This is a genomic window from Silvimonas terrae (assembly GCF_014202765.1).
GTDB lineage: Bacteria > Pseudomonadota > Gammaproteobacteria > Burkholderiales > Chitinibacteraceae > Silvimonas > Silvimonas terrae.
The window spans coordinates 415,648-433,246 of the sequence record NZ_JACHHN010000004.1 but is presented as its reverse complement, the minus strand read 5'-3'; the positions used below and the strand labels follow the sequence as shown (position 1 = coordinate 433,246).

General features: G+C 62.1%; 13 protein-coding genes. 7 read left to right on the top strand and 6 right to left on the bottom strand.

The genetic code is table 11. The features are described from left to right. Positions 1–246: 246 nt before the first annotated feature. From HNQ50_RS12010 to HNQ50_RS22350, 4 genes are all read right to left on the bottom strand, one after another. Positions 247–1,461, bottom strand: a complete 1,215-nt coding sequence (locus HNQ50_RS12010) for a glycoside hydrolase family 5 protein (protein ID WP_184100990.1) — start codon at positions 1,459–1,461, stop codon at positions 247–249. Between the two features lie 121 nt (positions 1,462–1,582). Beyond that, positions 1,583–1,978, bottom strand: a complete 396-nt coding sequence (locus tag HNQ50_RS12005) for a hypothetical protein (RefSeq protein ID WP_184100988.1) — start codon at positions 1,976–1,978, stop codon at positions 1,583–1,585. A gap of 222 nt (positions 1,979–2,200) precedes the next feature. Next, positions 2,201–5,206: an autotransporter family protein gene (locus HNQ50_RS22490; RefSeq protein ID WP_184100986.1), complete on the bottom strand. Its 3,006-nt coding sequence runs from the start codon at positions 5,204–5,206 to the stop codon at positions 2,201–2,203. After that, on the bottom strand, positions 5,203–6,399 hold the full coding sequence (locus tag HNQ50_RS22350) for a hypothetical protein (protein ID WP_281386189.1): 1,197 nt from the start codon (positions 6,397–6,399) through the stop codon (positions 5,203–5,205). Before HNQ50_RS22350 ends, HNQ50_RS22490 begins: the two co-directional genes overlap by 4 nt. Before the next feature lie 461 nt (positions 6,400–6,860). On the opposite strand from HNQ50_RS22350, the gene HNQ50_RS11990 reads away from it, so the two are divergent. The 7 genes from HNQ50_RS11990 to HNQ50_RS11960 all read left to right on the top strand — a co-directional run bounded on the left by HNQ50_RS11990 (position 6,861) and on the right by HNQ50_RS11960 (position 15,482). Next, positions 6,861–8,939: a putative bifunctional diguanylate cyclase/phosphodiesterase gene (locus HNQ50_RS11990; RefSeq protein WP_184100984.1), complete on the top strand. Its 2,079-nt coding sequence runs from the start codon at positions 6,861–6,863 to the stop codon at positions 8,937–8,939. A gap of 160 nt (positions 8,940–9,099) precedes the next feature. Then, the gene (locus HNQ50_RS11985) at positions 9,100–9,987 is read left to right on the top strand and encodes a transporter (protein WP_184100982.1); all 888 of its coding nucleotides are present in this window, start codon (positions 9,100–9,102) and stop codon (positions 9,985–9,987) included. 162 nt (positions 9,988–10,149) lie between these two features. After that, complete coding sequence (locus HNQ50_RS11980) at positions 10,150–12,717, top strand: alkaline phosphatase family protein (protein ID WP_184100980.1); 2,568 nt, start codon at positions 10,150–10,152, stop codon at positions 12,715–12,717. 9 nt (positions 12,718–12,726) lie between these two features. After that, entirely contained in the window at positions 12,727–13,986 is a 1,260-nt protein-coding gene (locus HNQ50_RS11975; RefSeq protein WP_184100978.1) for a cytochrome-c peroxidase, read from the top strand. Between the two features lie 201 nt (positions 13,987–14,187). After that, positions 14,188–14,682 (top strand): P-loop nucleotide/nucleoside kinase family protein, encoded by a 495-nt coding sequence (locus HNQ50_RS11970; RefSeq protein WP_184100976.1) that lies wholly within the window; start codon positions 14,188–14,190, stop codon positions 14,680–14,682. A gap of 24 nt (positions 14,683–14,706) precedes the next feature. Further along, positions 14,707–15,069, top strand: a complete 363-nt coding sequence (locus tag HNQ50_RS11965) for a nuclear transport factor 2 family protein (protein ID WP_184100974.1) — start codon at positions 14,707–14,709, stop codon at positions 15,067–15,069. After that, positions 15,066–15,482, top strand: a complete 417-nt coding sequence (locus tag HNQ50_RS11960) for a GNAT family N-acetyltransferase (RefSeq protein ID WP_184100972.1) — start codon at positions 15,066–15,068, stop codon at positions 15,480–15,482. Before HNQ50_RS11965 ends, HNQ50_RS11960 begins: the two co-directional genes overlap by 4 nt. 27 nt (positions 15,483–15,509) lie before the next feature. Here the strand turns inward: HNQ50_RS11960 and HNQ50_RS11955 are convergent, their stop codons facing one another. Both HNQ50_RS11955 and HNQ50_RS11950 read right to left on the bottom strand, forming a co-directional pair. Next, positions 15,510–15,893: a DUF6404 family protein gene (locus tag HNQ50_RS11955; RefSeq protein ID WP_184100970.1), complete on the bottom strand. Its 384-nt coding sequence runs from the start codon at positions 15,891–15,893 to the stop codon at positions 15,510–15,512. Between the two features lie 44 nt (positions 15,894–15,937). Further along, the gene (locus tag HNQ50_RS11950; RefSeq protein WP_184100968.1) at positions 15,938–17,572 is read right to left on the bottom strand and encodes an aspartyl protease family protein; all 1,635 of its coding nucleotides are present in this window, start codon (positions 17,570–17,572) and stop codon (positions 15,938–15,940) included. Positions 17,573–17,599 lie beyond the last annotated feature (27 nt).

Sequence of the window (17,599 nt, the reverse complement as noted above, 5' to 3'; positions counted from 1 at the left end):
GACGGTGGTCGAATCATCTTTGCATGCGTTGCGCGGTGATCACGTACAACAGAATCCGCAACCCGCACAAAATGGTAGCACCGATGGCGCCTGTGCTGAAATTCTGGCGAGTTTGCTGCCGTCCTGGCCGCACGCAACCGGGCCGCTAAGGCGCATCTGACCCGCGCTAAAATCCCGCCAAGGCGTCTTGCCGGAAAGGGCGAAACTCACCAGACGTCGTCACCCGTTCCGCGTGCCTGGCGCAAATCAGTTTTTTCCAACCGGAGGCTGGACGGCTGGCTGCATGTGCTGATGGATCAACTCAAACAGGGCGTTGGGTTGCCGGACCAGCGGATCGGGTGTGTTTTGTTTGATGGCGGCCCAGTACACGTCTGGCACTCTGAACTGGCCTAGTTCGTAGTCCATACCGTCCCAGGCATCTTCCCTGAAGCTATAAAACGCCCAGTGAATTTGCGCGTGGTCCAGCGCATCCAGCACATCTTGCAAGTAAGCAGCACAGCCAGCCCACATGCGCATGCAGCCAAATTCGCCGGCCACCATGTGCTGGGGCGGGACCTGGTGCGCTTTGGCCCAGTCCAGTGGGGACTGCATCCAGCGCGCGATTTGTTGCGCATCCCAATGTTGCGTTTTGCCGCCGACCGGGACGTCGCCGGGGTAGCTATAAGGTGGCCTGCGGCTGAGGTTGCGCGGGCTGGTGGCCTCGTAGGGTTCATACATGTGAAAGCTGTACAACACGCGGGCATCGGCCAAGGCGCTGGGCCAATAAGCGAACATGTCGGCGGCGCCGTACCAGCCTGAATCCACCATGATGGGGGTCAGGGGGTCTACTTCGCGGATGGCCTTGATCACGGTGGTGTAGAACGCCGGCAAATCACGCGGGCCACCCCGTTGCTGCTGGTACCACGCTTGCTGGGTGGCGAGATCCGCATGGCCTGCCAGTCCGCCGTTTTGTTCCGGGGCGGGTTCATTGATCAGGTTGTAAGCGGCGACGGCCGGGTGGTCTTTGAGTTCCCGCGCCAGATCGCGCCAGAATGCTGCGGCTTGTTGCGCGTATTTGGGGTCTTGCCACAGCCGGTCATCAAACCGGCCGTGATTGTTTTGCGTCCAGCGGGCGCCAGGTAAAGACAGCGGCGCAATCACCACTTTTAATCGGGCGGCCTGGGCACGATCCAGGGTGGCTTTCAGGGTCGCCAGGTCGGCGGGTTGCAGGCCGCGATACTCGTCGGCATTGCCAATGAGAAAGTCCTGCTGCTGGCCAGACCATTTGTCATAGGCCAGGCGCACCCAGGTGGCGCCATAAGCATGCAGCGCCTCGAAATACGGTTTGCCGGGCGGCAGCCGGTTAAAACTGTTGCCGCCGTATTGCGCGGTCTGCCAGAACGCCATCAGGTCTGCGGCGTTGGCGGCGGCAGACAGACAAGCGGCTGCGGCAAGCAACAAAGGGGCAAATCGGCACAACATTGTGGCTCCACGGACAACATCGTTGGGTCATGGCCGGGGCAATCATGGCCGGTGATGTGTGGACTATCCCGGGTTCTGCGGACCCGCGCCAGCCTTGTGCCGGGGCGCGGGTGCTGAGGGACTATTGGCCGAAGTTATCAAACTCAATGAAGGTGATGCGCTTGGGTTCGCTTTGCGAGGCGGTTCTGAAGTCCACCACGTCTTTCCAGTGTTCAAAGGCTTCTGCCAGCTTGCCGCGGATGGTCTGCTCAAAAGTCTGGAGCAGATACGCTTGTTGAGGTTCCGGCGTGGACTGGAATCGCCCCCATTCCCGCGCGGGCATCTTGAACGCCAGATCCAGACCGTAACGCATGGCGTCCGGTGCGCTGGCGTGCCTTTGTGCCGCCAGCACAATATAAAGATGGCCACCGCCAGACTCGACGGCTTGCCCGGTCAGTTTTTGATCCTTGGGCAGAACCGGACTCAAGGTCTGGCTGATGATCTGCAAAATCCGGTCCTGGGCTTCCCGGCTTCCCATGTGTGTACCTCATATCAACCCTGGTCGACCGCTGCCATTGCGCGGTTTTTTTCTTTATAGCGCGGCACGGCTGGAAATGGGCCGCGTGAGCAGGTTGAACGGCAAGCCGCGCCGGGGCAAACCGGCATGGGCAACTAAAAACCCGGCTTGCACCGGGTTTCGGATGCGTCGTCCCCATGCTGGAGATGATCTGGTCTGATCTGATCAGTTGCCCCGGTGCATTTACCAATCCAGCCGCAAACCAACATTGCCCTCGGCCATGCTGCTGTGCTCCCCGCCCAGATTGAACCAGTAGCCGGCGGTGGCGTAGCCGCTGACGGTTTTGCTCCAGCGGGTATATACCCCGGCGCCCACATGCCCTTGCGTGGCGCGCGCATCAGCGTTCAGGGTGGTGGTATCGGCAAAGGTAATGCGGTCATCCTGGCCAAAGTAATGCAGCACATCCAGCCGCACATAGGGGTGCCAGGTCTGGCCTTGCCCTTGCAGGCTGCCTGCCAGTCGCGCACCCACGCGGGCAGTCAAGCCGCTGGTGTTGTCAAAGCTCACCGTGGAAGCCGGGTCGGTCAGATCATTGATGTGGATGTACTGGTAGATCAGCTGGGCTTGCGGCTCAATCTGCCAGCGTTCACTGAGCGGCAGGCTGATCCCGGTTTCGGCCGAGGTGGTCAGGCTTTGGCCGTGCGCATTGGCCGTGTTGCCTTCCACCGAGCCAGGATCAGCATGCAGGTAACTGCCCAGAACCACCATATCGCTGTACCAGCCCTGCGGCGCGATGTGGGTCCAGTAGCCGCCGACACTCCAGGTCTGCATGCTCAAACTGCCCGCCGCCAGATTCTGTTCGCCCAGCGCAAAACCGGAAATATCGCCGCTGGCATGACCGTAACCCAGGATGAAACCAATGTGATCCCGGTGGCCTTCATCACTCACCATGTCATAGACATCCTGCCCAACCTGCAAACCGAACATGTTGCCGTCAAACGATGGGTTGACCGTGCCCGTGTGGTTTTCAGACAGATGATCCCCCCAGATGCGGCCCCAGCCAGCCTGCATTTTTCCTTCTTCCGTCAGTAAATCCTGCCCGCCCATACGGTCATGAAAGGTGCCGATCTGCTGTGACAACATCTGCCGGCCCAACGCGGGGATTTCCATATACACCGGGTCTTCTGAACGATATAGCGGGGTTTCGCCATCGATTGATCCTGGCGGTGGTTCGATCGGGTTGGTCAAGGTGGAGCGCAGATACCAGTTCTCTTGCGTACCGGCGTCCTTGCCCCCCTGGAACAGGCGGTAGGTATACGCGCCCGCACTGACATCCCGCCCGCTAAATGCGCTGGCGGCCGTGGTTGCGCCGTTGTTGGCCGCCACCACCTCAATGCCGTTGCCCAGCGTCAGCCCGCCGCGGCCGCCCAGATTGCTGATATTGAGTACGGTATTGCCCGTGGCACTGCCGCTGTTGATCACCAGCCGATCGGTGGGCGAGTTATCCACACCCAGCTCGGCATGCAGCGCAATTACGCCTTGCTGGCCGGTGTAGTTGCCGTTGACGGTCAGGGTGTTGCCGACGCGGTTGCCGCCCAGTTGCACCAGTCCGGCATTGAGCAGATTGCCGTTAACGATGAAATTGCCCGTGCCGCCGTCATTCACCGCCCGCATGACGGGGGTGGCCAGCCTGGTGCTGGCGGTGCCGTTGCTCGCAAATTGGGGCAGGGCGTCGCCCACAGCCAGCGTACCGTTATTGGTGACGTTGCCGGTGACGCTGCCATAACCGCCCAGGGTGGCGCCGCTGGCAACCAGCACGTTGCCGCCGCCAGAGAGCGCCGCGCCGGCATGGTTGGGATCACCCACAATCAAAGTGCCCGCAGCAATGGTTGTGCCGCCGGCAAAGGGATTGTCGCCCTGCAAGAGCAACGTACCCGCACCTGCTTTGGTTAGCGCCCCGCTGCCGGTAATCCCTTGTTCCAGCGTGCTATTAAAACCATTGGTATCCAGCGTGCCGCCGTTTGTCCCCAGTGTCACCGCCCGGCTGCTGGCCAGGTCATAGCTTGCGCCCCAGCGCAGGGTGCCGCCATTCAGCGTCAAACTGCCCGAAGGATCGCCCAGACTGCCGTCCTGGCTGACTACCAGCGTGCCCTGATTAATGGTCCAGGGGGTCAAGGCGGCGGTAGTGCCGCTCAATGTCCAGGTGCTGCTGCCGTCTTTCTCGTAGGCCGCAAACCCCCGATACTGAGCGGTGCTGCCGATGTTGGCGGCGTTAAAGCTGTCATCATCACTGCCACCCAGAATCAGCGTGTTATTGCCGACGGTGGCATCGACCGTGCCGGTAATGCTGCTGTTTTTGTGCAGCTCCAGCGAATTGGTGCCACCGGTAAACTGGATGGCGGTAGCCGCCGTGCCGGCGCTGCTCAGGCCGCCAGCAATGCTGCCGCTGTTGATAATGGCAATGTTTTGCCCGCTGATGCCCACACCGCCGGCGCCTGCGGCCCCCGCCGAACTCCCTGCGCCGGCCACGGCGCCCTGACCACCGGTAATCGACCCGGTATTGGTAATGGTGCCGCCATCAATGGTGACCTGCACGCCACTGCCGCCGGTACCGCCATCGCCGCCCGTGCTGCTGCTATTACCGCCCCGGGTGCCGCTGCCACCAATGATGGTGCCGTTATTGTTCAATACCCCGCCGTGGGACAGCAGCACGCCGCTCCCCCCGGTGCCGCCAGTCCCGCCGGCACCGCTACCTGCGCCGCCGCCACCAGAGCCGCCGGTGCCGCCCCGAATGGTGGCGCGGTTGGTGACATTGCCCGAGCCGACCACCACCGTGCCGGCACCGCCTGTGCCCCCGCTGCCGCCTGCACCGCCAGCGCCGTTGGCGCCGGAGCCGCCGTTGCCTCCGGTGATCTGACCACTGTTGTCGACCTGACCATGACCGGTCAGGACCAGACCGCCGCCTCCGTTGCCGCCCGGGCCACCGCCACCAGCGCCATTGTCGCCCCCATTGCCGCCGGTGATACGGCCACTGGCGTTGTTGGTGACGGCACCGTCGCTATCAATGGCAATCCCGCTGCCCCCTGTGCCGGCCGCACCACCGCTGCCGCTGCCAGAGACCACCCCCGCACCGCCACCCCGGTTCCCGTTGCCACCCGTAATCTGGCCGTTATTGGCGACCGTGCCGCCGGCACTGAGCAAAACCCCGCTGCCGCCATCGCCGCCATTTCCGCCAACGCCCCCTGTCACCAGTGAGCCAGTGAGCCAGTGCTGCCACTGTTGCCGCCGCCGCCAGTACCGCCGCTTCCCCCCTGAATCACGCCGCTGGCGCTGTTGACGACGGTGCCATTGCCCACCACCTGCACACCATTGCCGCCATTGCCGCCCAGGCCACCATTGCCGGCAATCACCGCCGAGTTGGTGCCGCCGTCGCTGGCGGCCCCGCCGTTTTCACCATTGCCGCCGATCCCCCCGGTTATGGCACCGGCATTGTTGACGGTACTCCCGCCAGAAATAAACGTGCCGTCGCCGCCCTGGCCGGCATTGCCACCCGTTCCGCCCACGGCCACCGCGCCGCTGGTGGTACTGGTGGCGTTGGCTGCGCCGCCGCCGGTGCCCCCGTTACCGCCAGTAATGGCTGCGCCGGCCTGGTTCTGCACGGTGCCGCCATTGGTGGCCAGTACGCCATCGCCGCCCGCGCCCGCACCACCGCCTGCGCCCGCCACCACGTTGCTGCCATTGCCCGCGCCGGTCAGGCTGCCGCTTCCGCCACCATTGCCGCCGTTGCCGCCGGTGAACTGACCACTATTGGTGAGCGTGGCATTGTTGGTCAGCAAGGCGCCGCCGCCAGCGGCCCCACCGCCCCCGCCGCTGCCCCCGCCGCCAGTGGCGCCAGCAGCGCCGCCACCGCCCCCACCGCCACCATCCCCGCCAGTGACAACGGCGCTATTGGTGGCGCTGCCGGTAAAGACGGCACCCACCCCGCCGCCACCGCCCCCACCACCACCGGCCCCATCGGCGTTGCCAGAGCCGGTGGCGCCCCCGACTGCGCCGGTACCGGCCAGTCCGCCAGCGACGCTGCCAGTACCCGACCCGTTCTGGCCGTTCTGGCCGGTGCCACCGCCGCCTCCTGTGCCGCCATTGCCCCCCGTGCCGCCGCTGCCGCCATTCCCGGTTGTCAGGTCAATGGCACCACCGCCACCCCCTGTGCCACCGCTGCCGGTGCTGATATTGGGCGCAGTGCCGCCGCCACCATTCGGGCTGGCAGGTGTACCGGCATTGGTGGTGGAGCAACTGCCATTGTCGTTGGTGCACCCACCATTTCCGCCATCGGCCCAGGCGGGCACGCTGGCAAGGCTGGCAAAGGAAAAAGCGGTCAAGGCACGCGCAATACGGGTAAGAACGGGGCGGGGAGTGGTGGGACGGGTGCAGTCAAAAGGCATGTGTAGAAGATCCGGAAGCAGATTGGGCAAAGAGGGCGTCAAGCGACAGACTTGATGTATCTAGATTTGTATCTGATTTGTATCTATCGAAATAGTTATAGAAGGAATAATCAGAATCAGCCAAGGCCCGGCCGCCCTGGCATGCCGGGAAATGCCCCGCGTTCAGGAGGAGAAATCAGCGGCCCCGCCCGCAAGTGGGCAATCCGGGACAAGTCCGCTTGCCCCGACGCAGATCGGGCCAAACCCTGCGTAGAGCGCCCCCCAAACCGTTTGCGGAACGCCTGCGGTGACCGCCACCACTTTACGAACCAGCACAGAACAGGCTGGATGACAGTCGCATCTGTGTCAGAATCCGCCGTTGCCGTCTTGCTGATTCTGCCAACCCCCAGCCCTTGCGCCTGGGGCGGCCGTTGTTTCATGCGGCGAAACCCATTCTCCAGACGTACTCAGGAAAAGATTGAATGTTGTCTGGCTATTACAACCCGCTGCTGGTGTTGCTCTCGATTCTGGTCGCCATCCTGGCCTCTTATACGGCGCTGGATATGGCGGGCCGTGTTGCCATGAGCGCCGGCACCGCCCGGCGCTGGTGGCTGGCCGGTGGGGCTGCCGCCATGGGTATGGGCATCTGGTCCATGCACTTTGTGGGCATGCTGGCGTTCAGCTTGCCGATCCCGCTGGGGTACGATCCGCTGCTCACGGCGCTGTCGCTGTTGATTGCGGTGTTGTTGTCCGCCTTTGCGCTGTGGTGGGTGAGCCCACAGCAACTGCCCGCCCGCAAACTGGCCGTTGGTGCGGCGCTGATGGGGGCGGGGGTGGCGGCCATGCATTACACCGGCATGGCGGCGATGCGCATGGCGCCGGGTATCCAGTACCAGCCAGGCTTGTTTGTGCTGTCGATTGTGATTGCGGTGGTGGCCTCTGGCGCGGCGCTTTGGGTAGCGCACTATTTGCGTTCGCTGCTGCATGGCGCGCGGGCGCTGCGCGCGGCGGCGGCGGTGGTGATGGGGGCGGCCATTTCCGGCATGCATTACACCGGCATGGGGGCCGCGCAGTTTCCTTTAGGCAGTATCTGTACCGTGGCGCGGGGTGGTGTCCAGGCCAACTGGCTGGCGTTGATGATCATCATTGTCACGCTGCTGGTGCTGGGGATGGCGTTGCTGATCTCTGTGCTGGATATGCGCATGGCGGCGCGCACCGGGGCGCTGACCAGTTCGCTGGCGCTGGCCAATGAAAAGCTGGCCTATCTGGCCTTGCACGACAACCTGACCAAGCTGCCCAACCGCGTCTTGCTGGAAGAGCGCCTGACCCATGAACTGGGCGTCTCCCAGCGGGATAACACCAGTTTTGCGCTGATGTTTCTGGATCTGGACGGCTTCAAACCTGTGAATGATGCGTATGGGCATCACGTGGGCGACTTGTTGTTGATTGAAGTGGCCCGCCGTATTACCGAACGGGTCCGCCAGAGCGACACCGTCGCCCGGATTGGCGGCGATGAATTTGTCGTGCTGGCCGGCATCACTGACCCGGCCGACGCTGGCGCGCTGGCTGAAGCCTTGCTGCATGAAATCCGCAAACCCTTCATTGTCGAAGGGCTACAACTGGTGATCTCGGGCAGCGTGGGCATTGCGCTTTACCCGACCGATAGCGTCGACCAGCACGACCTCATGACCCACGCCGATACGGCCATGTACCACGCCAAGCGCGCCGGCCGTGATGCGTACTGTTTCTTTGAAACGTCCATGAACGTCAACGTGCACCGGCAGTTGCAACTGGTGCAGGACCTGCGCCAGGCCATCGCCCGCAATGAACTGGTGCTGCATTACCAACCCAAGTTCAAGGCACCGGCCGGCCCGATCATTGGCGTAGAAGCCCTCTTGCGCTGGCAACACCCGCAACTGGGGTTGCTGATGCCGGGCGAGTTTATTGATCTGGCAGAAAAAACCAGCCTGATTGTGCCGTTGGGGGCATGGGTCTTGAACGAAGCCTGCCGGCAAATGGCGCAATGGCAGGCCATGGGCGCGGCCACCTGTGCGGTGGCGGTCAACCTGTCTGCCGTGCAGTTCAGCCATCCCGGGCTGGTTGATACGGTCAGGCAAGCGCTGGAACAAAGCCGGCTGGAACCCCGCTTGCTGACGCTGGAAATCACCGAATCCACCGCCATGCGGGACGCAGCGGCCAGCGTCGAGATCCTGCAGCAACTGCGGGATATGGGTCTGCATGTGTCGATTGATGACTTTGGGACGGGGTACTCCAGCCTGCTGTACCTCAAGCGTTTGCCGGCCAATGAACTGAAAATTGACCGCGCCTTTGTGCGTGACCTGGCGCAAGACACAGAAGACGCCGCCATTGTCTCTGCCATCATCGCGCTGGGTCAGACGCTCAATTTGCGCATCGTGGCGGAAGGGGTAGAGACGCGGGAACAGCAGGATTTCCTGACCAACCTGGGCTGCGACTCCCTGCAAGGTTACCTGTTGGGCAAGCCCAAGCCGGGCAGTATCTTGCCCAGCCTGATGCTGCATGACGATCGGGACGACTTCTGACCGTTCGGGCCGGGCATGCGCTCCTCCTGATTTCCCTCAAGGTATGGACTATGTTGATCTGGGCCAACCAACGTGAGAGGGGATATCCAGGATGCGGCAAAGGCATTGCCGGGCTTATCGCCCAGTCTTGCTTTTCCACGGCGGGATATGCAACGCCGGGTTGCTCACGGCGCTGACATGGCCGGTTGCGCTGGCCCACGCCGGCGAAATTGAGCCGCGTTCGTACACCAACGCGCCGGTCGATATCAATTTTCTGGTGGTGGGCGTCTCTGCGGCGGATGGCGGTATGTCGCTGGGCCAGACTATTCCGCTGGATGATGCCAGGCTGCGCGCCCAAACCGCCGTGGCCGCGTTTGTTCATGTGTTTGACCTGGGCGGCCAATCAGCCCGCTTTAACGTCAGCCTGCCGTACTCCACTATTCGCGGTAGCGCGGTCTATGCCGGGCAGGAAGTGGGCCGCAGTATCTCCGGCACCGGTGACGCGTCATTTCAGTTGTCTGCCAATCTGGTTGGCGCGCCGGCACTCAGCGTGGCCGATTACCCCACGTATACCGAGGACTTTGTCGCTGGCGCCAGCGTGCAAGTCTCCGCTCCGACCGGCCAGTATGACGGCAGCAAACTGATCAATGTCGGCACCCATCGCTGGTTCATCAAACCGGAGGTGGGGTTTTCTCAAAAGCTGGGCAACTGGTCGGTCGAGGGCTCGACCGGCGTCACCTTTTTCAGCACCAATCATGATTTCTTTGGTGGCAAAGAGCGTGAGCAAGCGCCGGTCTATAGCGTGCAGATGAATCTGGTGCGGTTTTTCCCGGCAGGGGTCTGGGCGGCGGTCACGGGCGCCTGGTTGCAAGGCGGCCGTACCACGGTCAACCACGTACTGAACAATGATCTGCAGCAGAACTCCAGACTGGGCTTCACCCTTGCGGCGCCGATCAATCGTTTCAATTCGGTCAAACTCAATTACAGCAATGGCGTCGCGGTGCGGACCGGTACGGATTTCAACGTGTTAAGCCTGGCCTGGCAGGTCCGCTGGGGCGGCGGTTTGTAGGGCCGGGCGCGCCTTACCGCAAAGACTTCATGCTGATGACATAAACCATTCACGGTGGTGACACACAAAGTTGTAACCATCTGCCGGCCAGTACAGGCGGCACTCCGGTCTGATTGGCGAATCACTTCAAATAACAATGATTCCCCTTACAGCGCCGACAACATGAAACCCACTCTTCTGACGATTGCCTGTGCTGCCGCCATGCTGACCCTTGCGGGTTGCGGCAGTGATTCTTCCAGTACCACATCCACATCGACACCGGGTGCCACCCAGCAGACGATCTCCGGCGTGGCCGCGCAAGGCGTGGCTGTGGTCGGCGTGCCGGTGACGCTGACCGACAGCACCGGCGCCGCGCTGCAGACCGCCACCACCGATGCCAAAGGCAACTTCTCTCTCTCGTTCAAGGGCGGCAAGGCCCCGTTTGTGCTGACCGTGCCAGTGAACGATACGGATGGCTCCCCCGCTGTGTTGTCGGCCATTCTGGCGACTTCCAGCAGCGCCACGGTAGCCAACCTGAACCCGCTGACCACGCTGATCACACAGCGCGTGCTGGGCCAGACCCTGACCACTGCGCCGACCGCGGCCCAGTTCTCTACCGCCAACCCCACCAGCGCCACCATTGCGCAGGCGGTGACCGATGTCGATAGCGTTTTGCAGCCGCTGTTTACCGCGCTGGGCGTGCCCAGCAGTGGCGTGTCGGACCCCATCGGCGCGGGTTACCAGATTGGTTCGCCGCTGGATAAACTGTTTGATATTGCGCACATCACCGTGCACAGCAACACCATCAGCGTGGGCCAGCGCCTGGACGCCAACGGCCAGCCGGTGGCGACTGATGGCTCCAGCACGTATCAGACGCTGCAGTTGCCACTGACCGGCAAGATGCCGGCCCCGCTGGCCAATGGCCCGATTGTGGCGGCGCAGACCCTGAGCAATGGCGCGACCACCACACCGATCCAGCACGTGATTGTGATCGTGGCGGAAAACCAGACCTTTGACGGCTTGTTTGGCACCTACCAGACCACCTCTGACCAGACCGTCAAAAATCTGCTGTCGCAAGGCATTGTCAATGCCGACGGCACACCGGGCCCGAACTTTGCCCTGGCCGCACAAAACCAGGGTGCGCAACAAAGCGCCTATACGCTCAACCCGGCCCGTGGCAGCGCCTACACCACGCTGTTGCAGCCAGAGAAAATCGGCATTGTCGATTTGTCCTCACTGGCCACCGCTGGCGGCGTGGCAGATACCCGCTTCCCGGCCAATCTGCCCAACGGCCCGTTCCAGATCAGCAAATATGTACCGTACGCGCAGCCTGATGCCAGCGCGCTGGGGCAGGCGCTGGGCCTGAGCGCCGCCACAGGCGATCCGGTGCACCGCTTCTTCCAGATGTGGCAGCAAACCGGCGGTGATAACAGCAAGCTCGATATGTTCATGTGGGTGGCCGCGCAGACCGGTCAGGGCGGCGATACCACCGGTATTACACCGTCCAACCCGGGTCAGGGTGGCGAGTTGATGGGCTTTATGAATATGGCGGCAGGGGACGCGCCGTACTTCAATACGCTGGCCAGAACCTACGCCATCAGCGACAACTATCACCAGTCTGTCATGGGCGGTACCGGCATGAACTTCTTCCAGGTGGCGACCGGGGACATGCCGTACTTCAATACCGCTGGCACGGTGGCGACGCCGCCCGCCAACCAGATTGAAAACCCCAACCCGCTCTCCGGCACGCTCAACTTCTACTCGCAAGACGGTTATTCCGGTGGTTCTTATGTGGGTTGTGGCGATGCCAGCCAGCCGGGCGTACAGGCTATCCTGAGCTTCTTGTCGGCCAAGGGCGTGGCCAGCAACTGCGATGCGGGCAAGTACTACCTGGTGAACAACTACAATCCGGGTTATGCCACGGACGGCACCGTCAACCCGATCGGCCCCAATAACTACAACTATCCGCCGCAAACCGTACCGACCATTGCCGAAGCACTGGCCAAGGCCAACGTCAGCTGGAAGTGGTACACCGGCGGGCGTGATGCGGCGGATGTAACCACCGAAAGCACCTTGCTGGTGATTGCCCAGTTGATGGGCCAGGGCATGACGCAAACCCAGGCGCAGACCTACCTGGCGTCCAACCCGTCGCTGATTGCCCAAGCCGCACCGACCGCCATCGCCGCCCAGTACAACGTGATTGGCGACCCGCTGGTGGCCTCCAGCAACATCATGAGCAGCGCTGCGCTCAAGGCCAACCTGGTCGACCTGACTACCTTTGACCATGACGTGGCCAACAACACGCTGCCGGCGGTGTCTTATGTGGTGCCCAAGAACCTGGCCAGTGCCCACCCGGGTTACTCGGCCCCGGCTGACCTTGAGGTGTATCTGAAGCACGTGGTTGACGAGGTCAAAGCCAATCAGGCCTTGTGGGGCACCACGGCCATTCTGATCACCACGGATGAAGGCGGCGGCCACTTTGATACCGGCCCGATCCAGAACCTGGACTTCTTTGGTGATGGCCCGCGGATTCCGATGATTGTGGTGTCGCCGTATGCCCGTACCGGCATGGTCGATCACACGTACTACGATCATGCCTCCGTGCTGAAATTCATTGAACGTAACTGGAAACTGGCGCCGCTCTCTGCCCGTAGCCGTGACCGTCTGCCCAACCCGGTGCAAGCGCAAAAAGCCTATCTGCCGACCAACAAAACGGCCGTCGGTGATCTGATGTCCATGTTCAACTTCTGATCCGTCCCCATGACCTTGAAGACCTTTGCACCCGCCGCACTTGCGGCGGGTTTTCTGTTGTTTGCTGCGGCTGCGCACAGCGCCGCGCCCACCCCCAAACCTGCCATCTGGGTGCGTTACCCGACCGTGCCGGACAAACTGAGCCCGGCCGCAGAACTGGGCAAACAGATTTTCTTTGATGCCAGCTTGTCTGGCTCGGGCCAGATGTCGTGCGCCACCTGCCACAGCCCGGATCACGCTTACGGCCCCACCAATGGCCTGGCCGTGCAATTGGGCGGGGCAGACATGAAACACGCCGGCGCCCGCGCCGTGCCCTCCTTGCGTTATCTGACCTTCACGCCGTTGTTTACCCGGCATTACTACGTGCCGCAGTCAGAAGACAGCGACGACGAAGGCCCCACCGGCGGTTTTATGCGGGATGGCTCCATGCCATCCCTGCGGGAACAGATGGCCATGCCCATGCTGAACCCCAACGAAATGGCTAACGCCAGCCGCGAAGCGGTGGTCGCCAAACTGCGTCATGCGCCTTATGCCGGGGCATTTACGCGGGTGTACGGGGCCAATGTCTGGGCTGATCCGGCCAAAGCCTTTGTCCACGCCGGCGAAGCACTGGAAGCCTTTGAGACCGAAGACCCCAGCTTTCATCCCTTTACCAGCAAGTTCGACGCCGTGATGTCGGGCCATGCCAGCTTCAGTTCCGCCGAATTGCGCGGCCTGGCGGCGTACAGTGATCCGGACAAAGGCAACTGCGCCCAGTGTCATGTGGCCTCGCCCGGGCCGGGTGGCCGGCCGGCCGCCTTTACCGATTACTCGTTTGCCGCGCTGGGTTTGCCGCGCAATATGGAGATCCCGGCCAACCACGATCCGGCGTATTTCGATATGGGTCTGTGTGGCCCCATGCGTACCGATATGGCCAAAGAAACGGATTACTGCGGCATGTTCAAAACGCCCACCTTGCGCAACGCCGCCAGCCGTACCGTGTTCTTTCACAACGGCGTATTTCATACGCTGGACGATGCCGTGCGCTTTTACAGTGAGCGCGATAGCAATGCCAAAAAGTGGTTCGGGCATCTTGCCACTGGCAAGGTCGATCTCTACAACGATCTGCCCAAGGCCTACCGCAGCAACGTCGACCACACCGACCCGCCGTTTACCCACAACCCCAAAAAGGCGGTGCTCAACGATGCGCAAATCCGCGACATCGTGGCGTTTTTGAAGACGCTGGATGACGGGTATTCGGCCGTCGCAGGCGGGCCGCAGCGCAAGTAAGGCGCAATGCGTTTGACATAGCCGGCCAGGTTCTCCATGCTTGGCTGCATGAAACGCCGTGACTTTCGCATCGCACTGATTATTTCCACCATTCGCACCATGGTGGGTTAGCGCGCGTCAGTACAAACAAAGCAACCCGCCCCAACAGGCGGGTTTTTTGTTTCCGCCTGCTGGTTGTTCATCGCTTCAGAGGAATACACCATGCCCCAACCCGCGCCCGCCGTACTGCATCTGTTGTGTGGAAAAATAGCCGCCGGCAAATCCACGTTGACCCGCCAGTTAGCGCAACAACCCGACACGCTGGTCATCAGCGAGGATCATTGGCTGTCCCGGCTTTATGGGGAAGACATGACTTGCGTGGCGGACTATGTGCGCTATTCGGGCCGCTTGCGGGCCACCTTGCAGCCGCATCTGGTCAGCCTGCTTCGCGCTGGTTTGTCTGTGGTGCTGGATTTTCCTGCCAACACCATTGCCAGCCGGGCGTGGATGCGCACGTTGTTTGAAGAGGCTGGCGTAGCCCACCAGTTGCACTTTCTGGATGTACCGGACGAAGTTTGCCGCGCCCGTTTGCGGGCCAGAAATGCCAGCGGCGAGCATGACTTTGCGGCGACAGATGCGCAATTTGACCTTATTACCCGCCACTTTGTCGCACCCTCAGCGGATGAAGGTTTTCATGTCATCATGCACCGTTCATAAACCTGCCACGCCAAGAGCCTATCCATGAATTCCGCTACCCTTGTCCAGATCCAGCTAGACGCATACAACGCCAAAGATATCGACGCCTTGCTGGCCACCTACGCGCCCGATGCCGCGCAGCGCTCGCTCGATGGCACGCTGCTGGCCATCGGCCACGCCGAGTTGCGTGACCGTTATGTCTCCCGCTTTGCCGAGCCAGACCTGCATGCACGTCTGCTCTCGCGCGCGTGTATTGGCGATATCGTGGTCGATCACGAACTGATCACGCGCAATTTTGCAGAAGGCATCGGCACCGTCGAAATGCTGTGTATTTACGAAGTGCAAAACGGCCTGATCCAGACCGCCACCTTTGCCATGGGCAACCAGGTATTGCCCGCTGTGCTGTGAGTAGCAGCATCCGGCTTCGCCCCGCTGCCGTGGCCGATGCGCCGGACGTGGCTGGCCTGCTGATGGCGTCGCGTCGCGCCTTTATCCCCTACGCCCCCATGGCCCACCCGGCCGCCACGGTACTGGCCTGGGTGGCGCAGGGGCTGATTCCGGGCGGCGGGGTCACGCTGGCGTGTGAGGCAGGATGCATCGTCGGCGTGCTGGCGATCTCGCATACCGAAGAGGCCGGCTGGATTGACCAGTTGTACGTGGCGCCCGGTCGCACAGGGCAGGGGATTGGCCGGCTACTGCTGGCGCACGCGCTGGCCGTGCTCAAGCGGCCGGTGCGCGTGCACCTTTCAGGACAACACAGGCGCCCGCCGTTTCTACGAACGCCACGGTTTTGTGCCGGTATCGTTGACCGATGGCAGTGAGAACGAAGAACACTGCCCGGATGTACGCTACGAATTGCCGGTCGACGCCGGCTGACTTGCCCCAGCCAGTGCGGCCCATTCCGGCAGCGCGTGCCGGCGACGGCTCCACGCGTAATAACTGGCCATGCTCAGGCCAAACAGCCCGCCCGCCAGCAAGACGCCGGTCGCGAGTTGTTGGCAGTTCAGCGGCTGGTGCCGCCAGACCAGCAGCCACATCATGCTGCTCCAGACCACGGTAAAACTGGTGCCCAACAGGCCGGCTGCCGCGCCGAAGGACATAAAATGTGGCGGTGGGATGTCGATACCCAGCCGCCACAACAGGCGGAACAGCAATGGTTCATACGTTCCGCGCTGCATGCCGGTGGCGGCCAGCAAGGCCAGGGCCTGGGTTCGGCGGGTGGTTTGCGGCATAAGGTCTCCAGACCGGCAGGATGCGGATCGCACCACGACCGGCGTTATCTGAGCCAGCTATCGGGCACCTGCCAGGTGTCTTTGTCGGCAAAATGGCTGTTCCTGGCCATATAAACCACGCCACCGGGCAGGTCGATGGTGATGTTAAAACGCTTGAGCGTGCCCAGCCCTACCAGCCCGTCAAACATGGTGCTGGATAACACGCCAGTATCGGCATTGGCCAGGTGGGTGCCTTTGTCCGTGACGACCTGGCCCGCCAGCTCAAACTGCGGCAGATTGGTCAGACGGCCATAAGTGCCGCCACCATAACCCCAGAGAATGGGTACCACCCGCGTGGTATGCAGTTTGTAGATCAGCCGCTGTTGATCAACAAACGGGTCGGTAATAGCCAGGTTGCCGGTAAAGCCGGTATCCAGCAGCAAGCGGGCGGTGGCGTCACCAATGCGCCCTTTGATCAGTGTGGAGTGATCTCCGTACAGCGAGGCGCTGACGCGGGTTTTGTCGGCCGGCGCGATGAACTGGTCTGGTGCGACCAGGGTAAGCACCTTGTGGTCAAAGTCCAGATCCAGCACCAGCCAGGGCAACAAATCGCCACCAATGGCCCCAATGCAGGGGTAATCCAGCTGGATGCGCCCGCACATCACGTTGCTGTCTACCGCGTTGGTTGGCCAATCCTGCAATTGCAGATCACCCAGTGTCAGTTTGCTGATGCTGACCAGACTGCTATCCAGGCCGGACCAGCCCACGCCAGAAAGCGCCTGTTTACCGGTGGATTGCAGGCCAAGTTGGGCCAGGCGGGTTTTATCCAGAATCAGGGTGCCACCGGTATCGAGCATCAAATAATACGGGCCCTGGTCATTGACCATGGCGGTGATGTAAATCCGGTCATGGATGATTTGCAGCGGTAATCGGGTTTGGGTGGCGCCGTTGGCAAACTGCCAGTGACTGGCCGGGCCTTGCAAGACGAAAGACGCCGGCAGGCCTATGGCCGCCATGCTGCCTTGCAGGTCATAGTGCATCTGCCCGTCATCAATGACCATGTGGGACGGGAGTGGCGCACCTTCCAGCGCATCCCACTTGAGGAACGATTCCTGGTAGACCGCTTTGCGATCTGCCCCCAGCACCGCCAGCCGGGCGAGCAAGTGATCGGTTTGCCGATACCATAATTCGTATTCTGGCAGCCCGGTGGGGGCGAAGTGCAGCACGTCGCAAGTGACGCCATCGCAGGGTTCTGTCCGGCTCCAGTCCACATTCAGGGTGGCCGGGTCGTCTTGCAAGTCGGACGCCCGCAATACCCGCGCCACAATGATGTCGTTAGTGCTGGCGTTGGCGTCTGCCTTGGCGGGCGCGTTGCCCAGGCGCAGCCAATGGGTATGCCCGTCAAACGCAAAGCTGGCGTGCTTGCCCGCATCCATCTCCCCCAGGAATCGGCCTTTATGCGTGTCCACGCGCAGGGTGAAGCGCTCAATGTTGAAGGGTTGGCCGGCCATTTTGCCTTTGCCGCTGGCGGTAAATTCATAAGCGTCCAGCTTGGCCAGGGCATCCAGATGCGCCGCCTGGCGTGCGGCGGCAAGGACATTCATGGCGCGGTTGGGGGCATCGTCTGCCAGCACGATTGAAGCTGCAAACAGCCAGGACAGCGCCAGGGTGGACTGCCAGCGTGAAGCGGTTGATCTCATTGCGTTCTCAAAGTCGGGCGGGAGTAG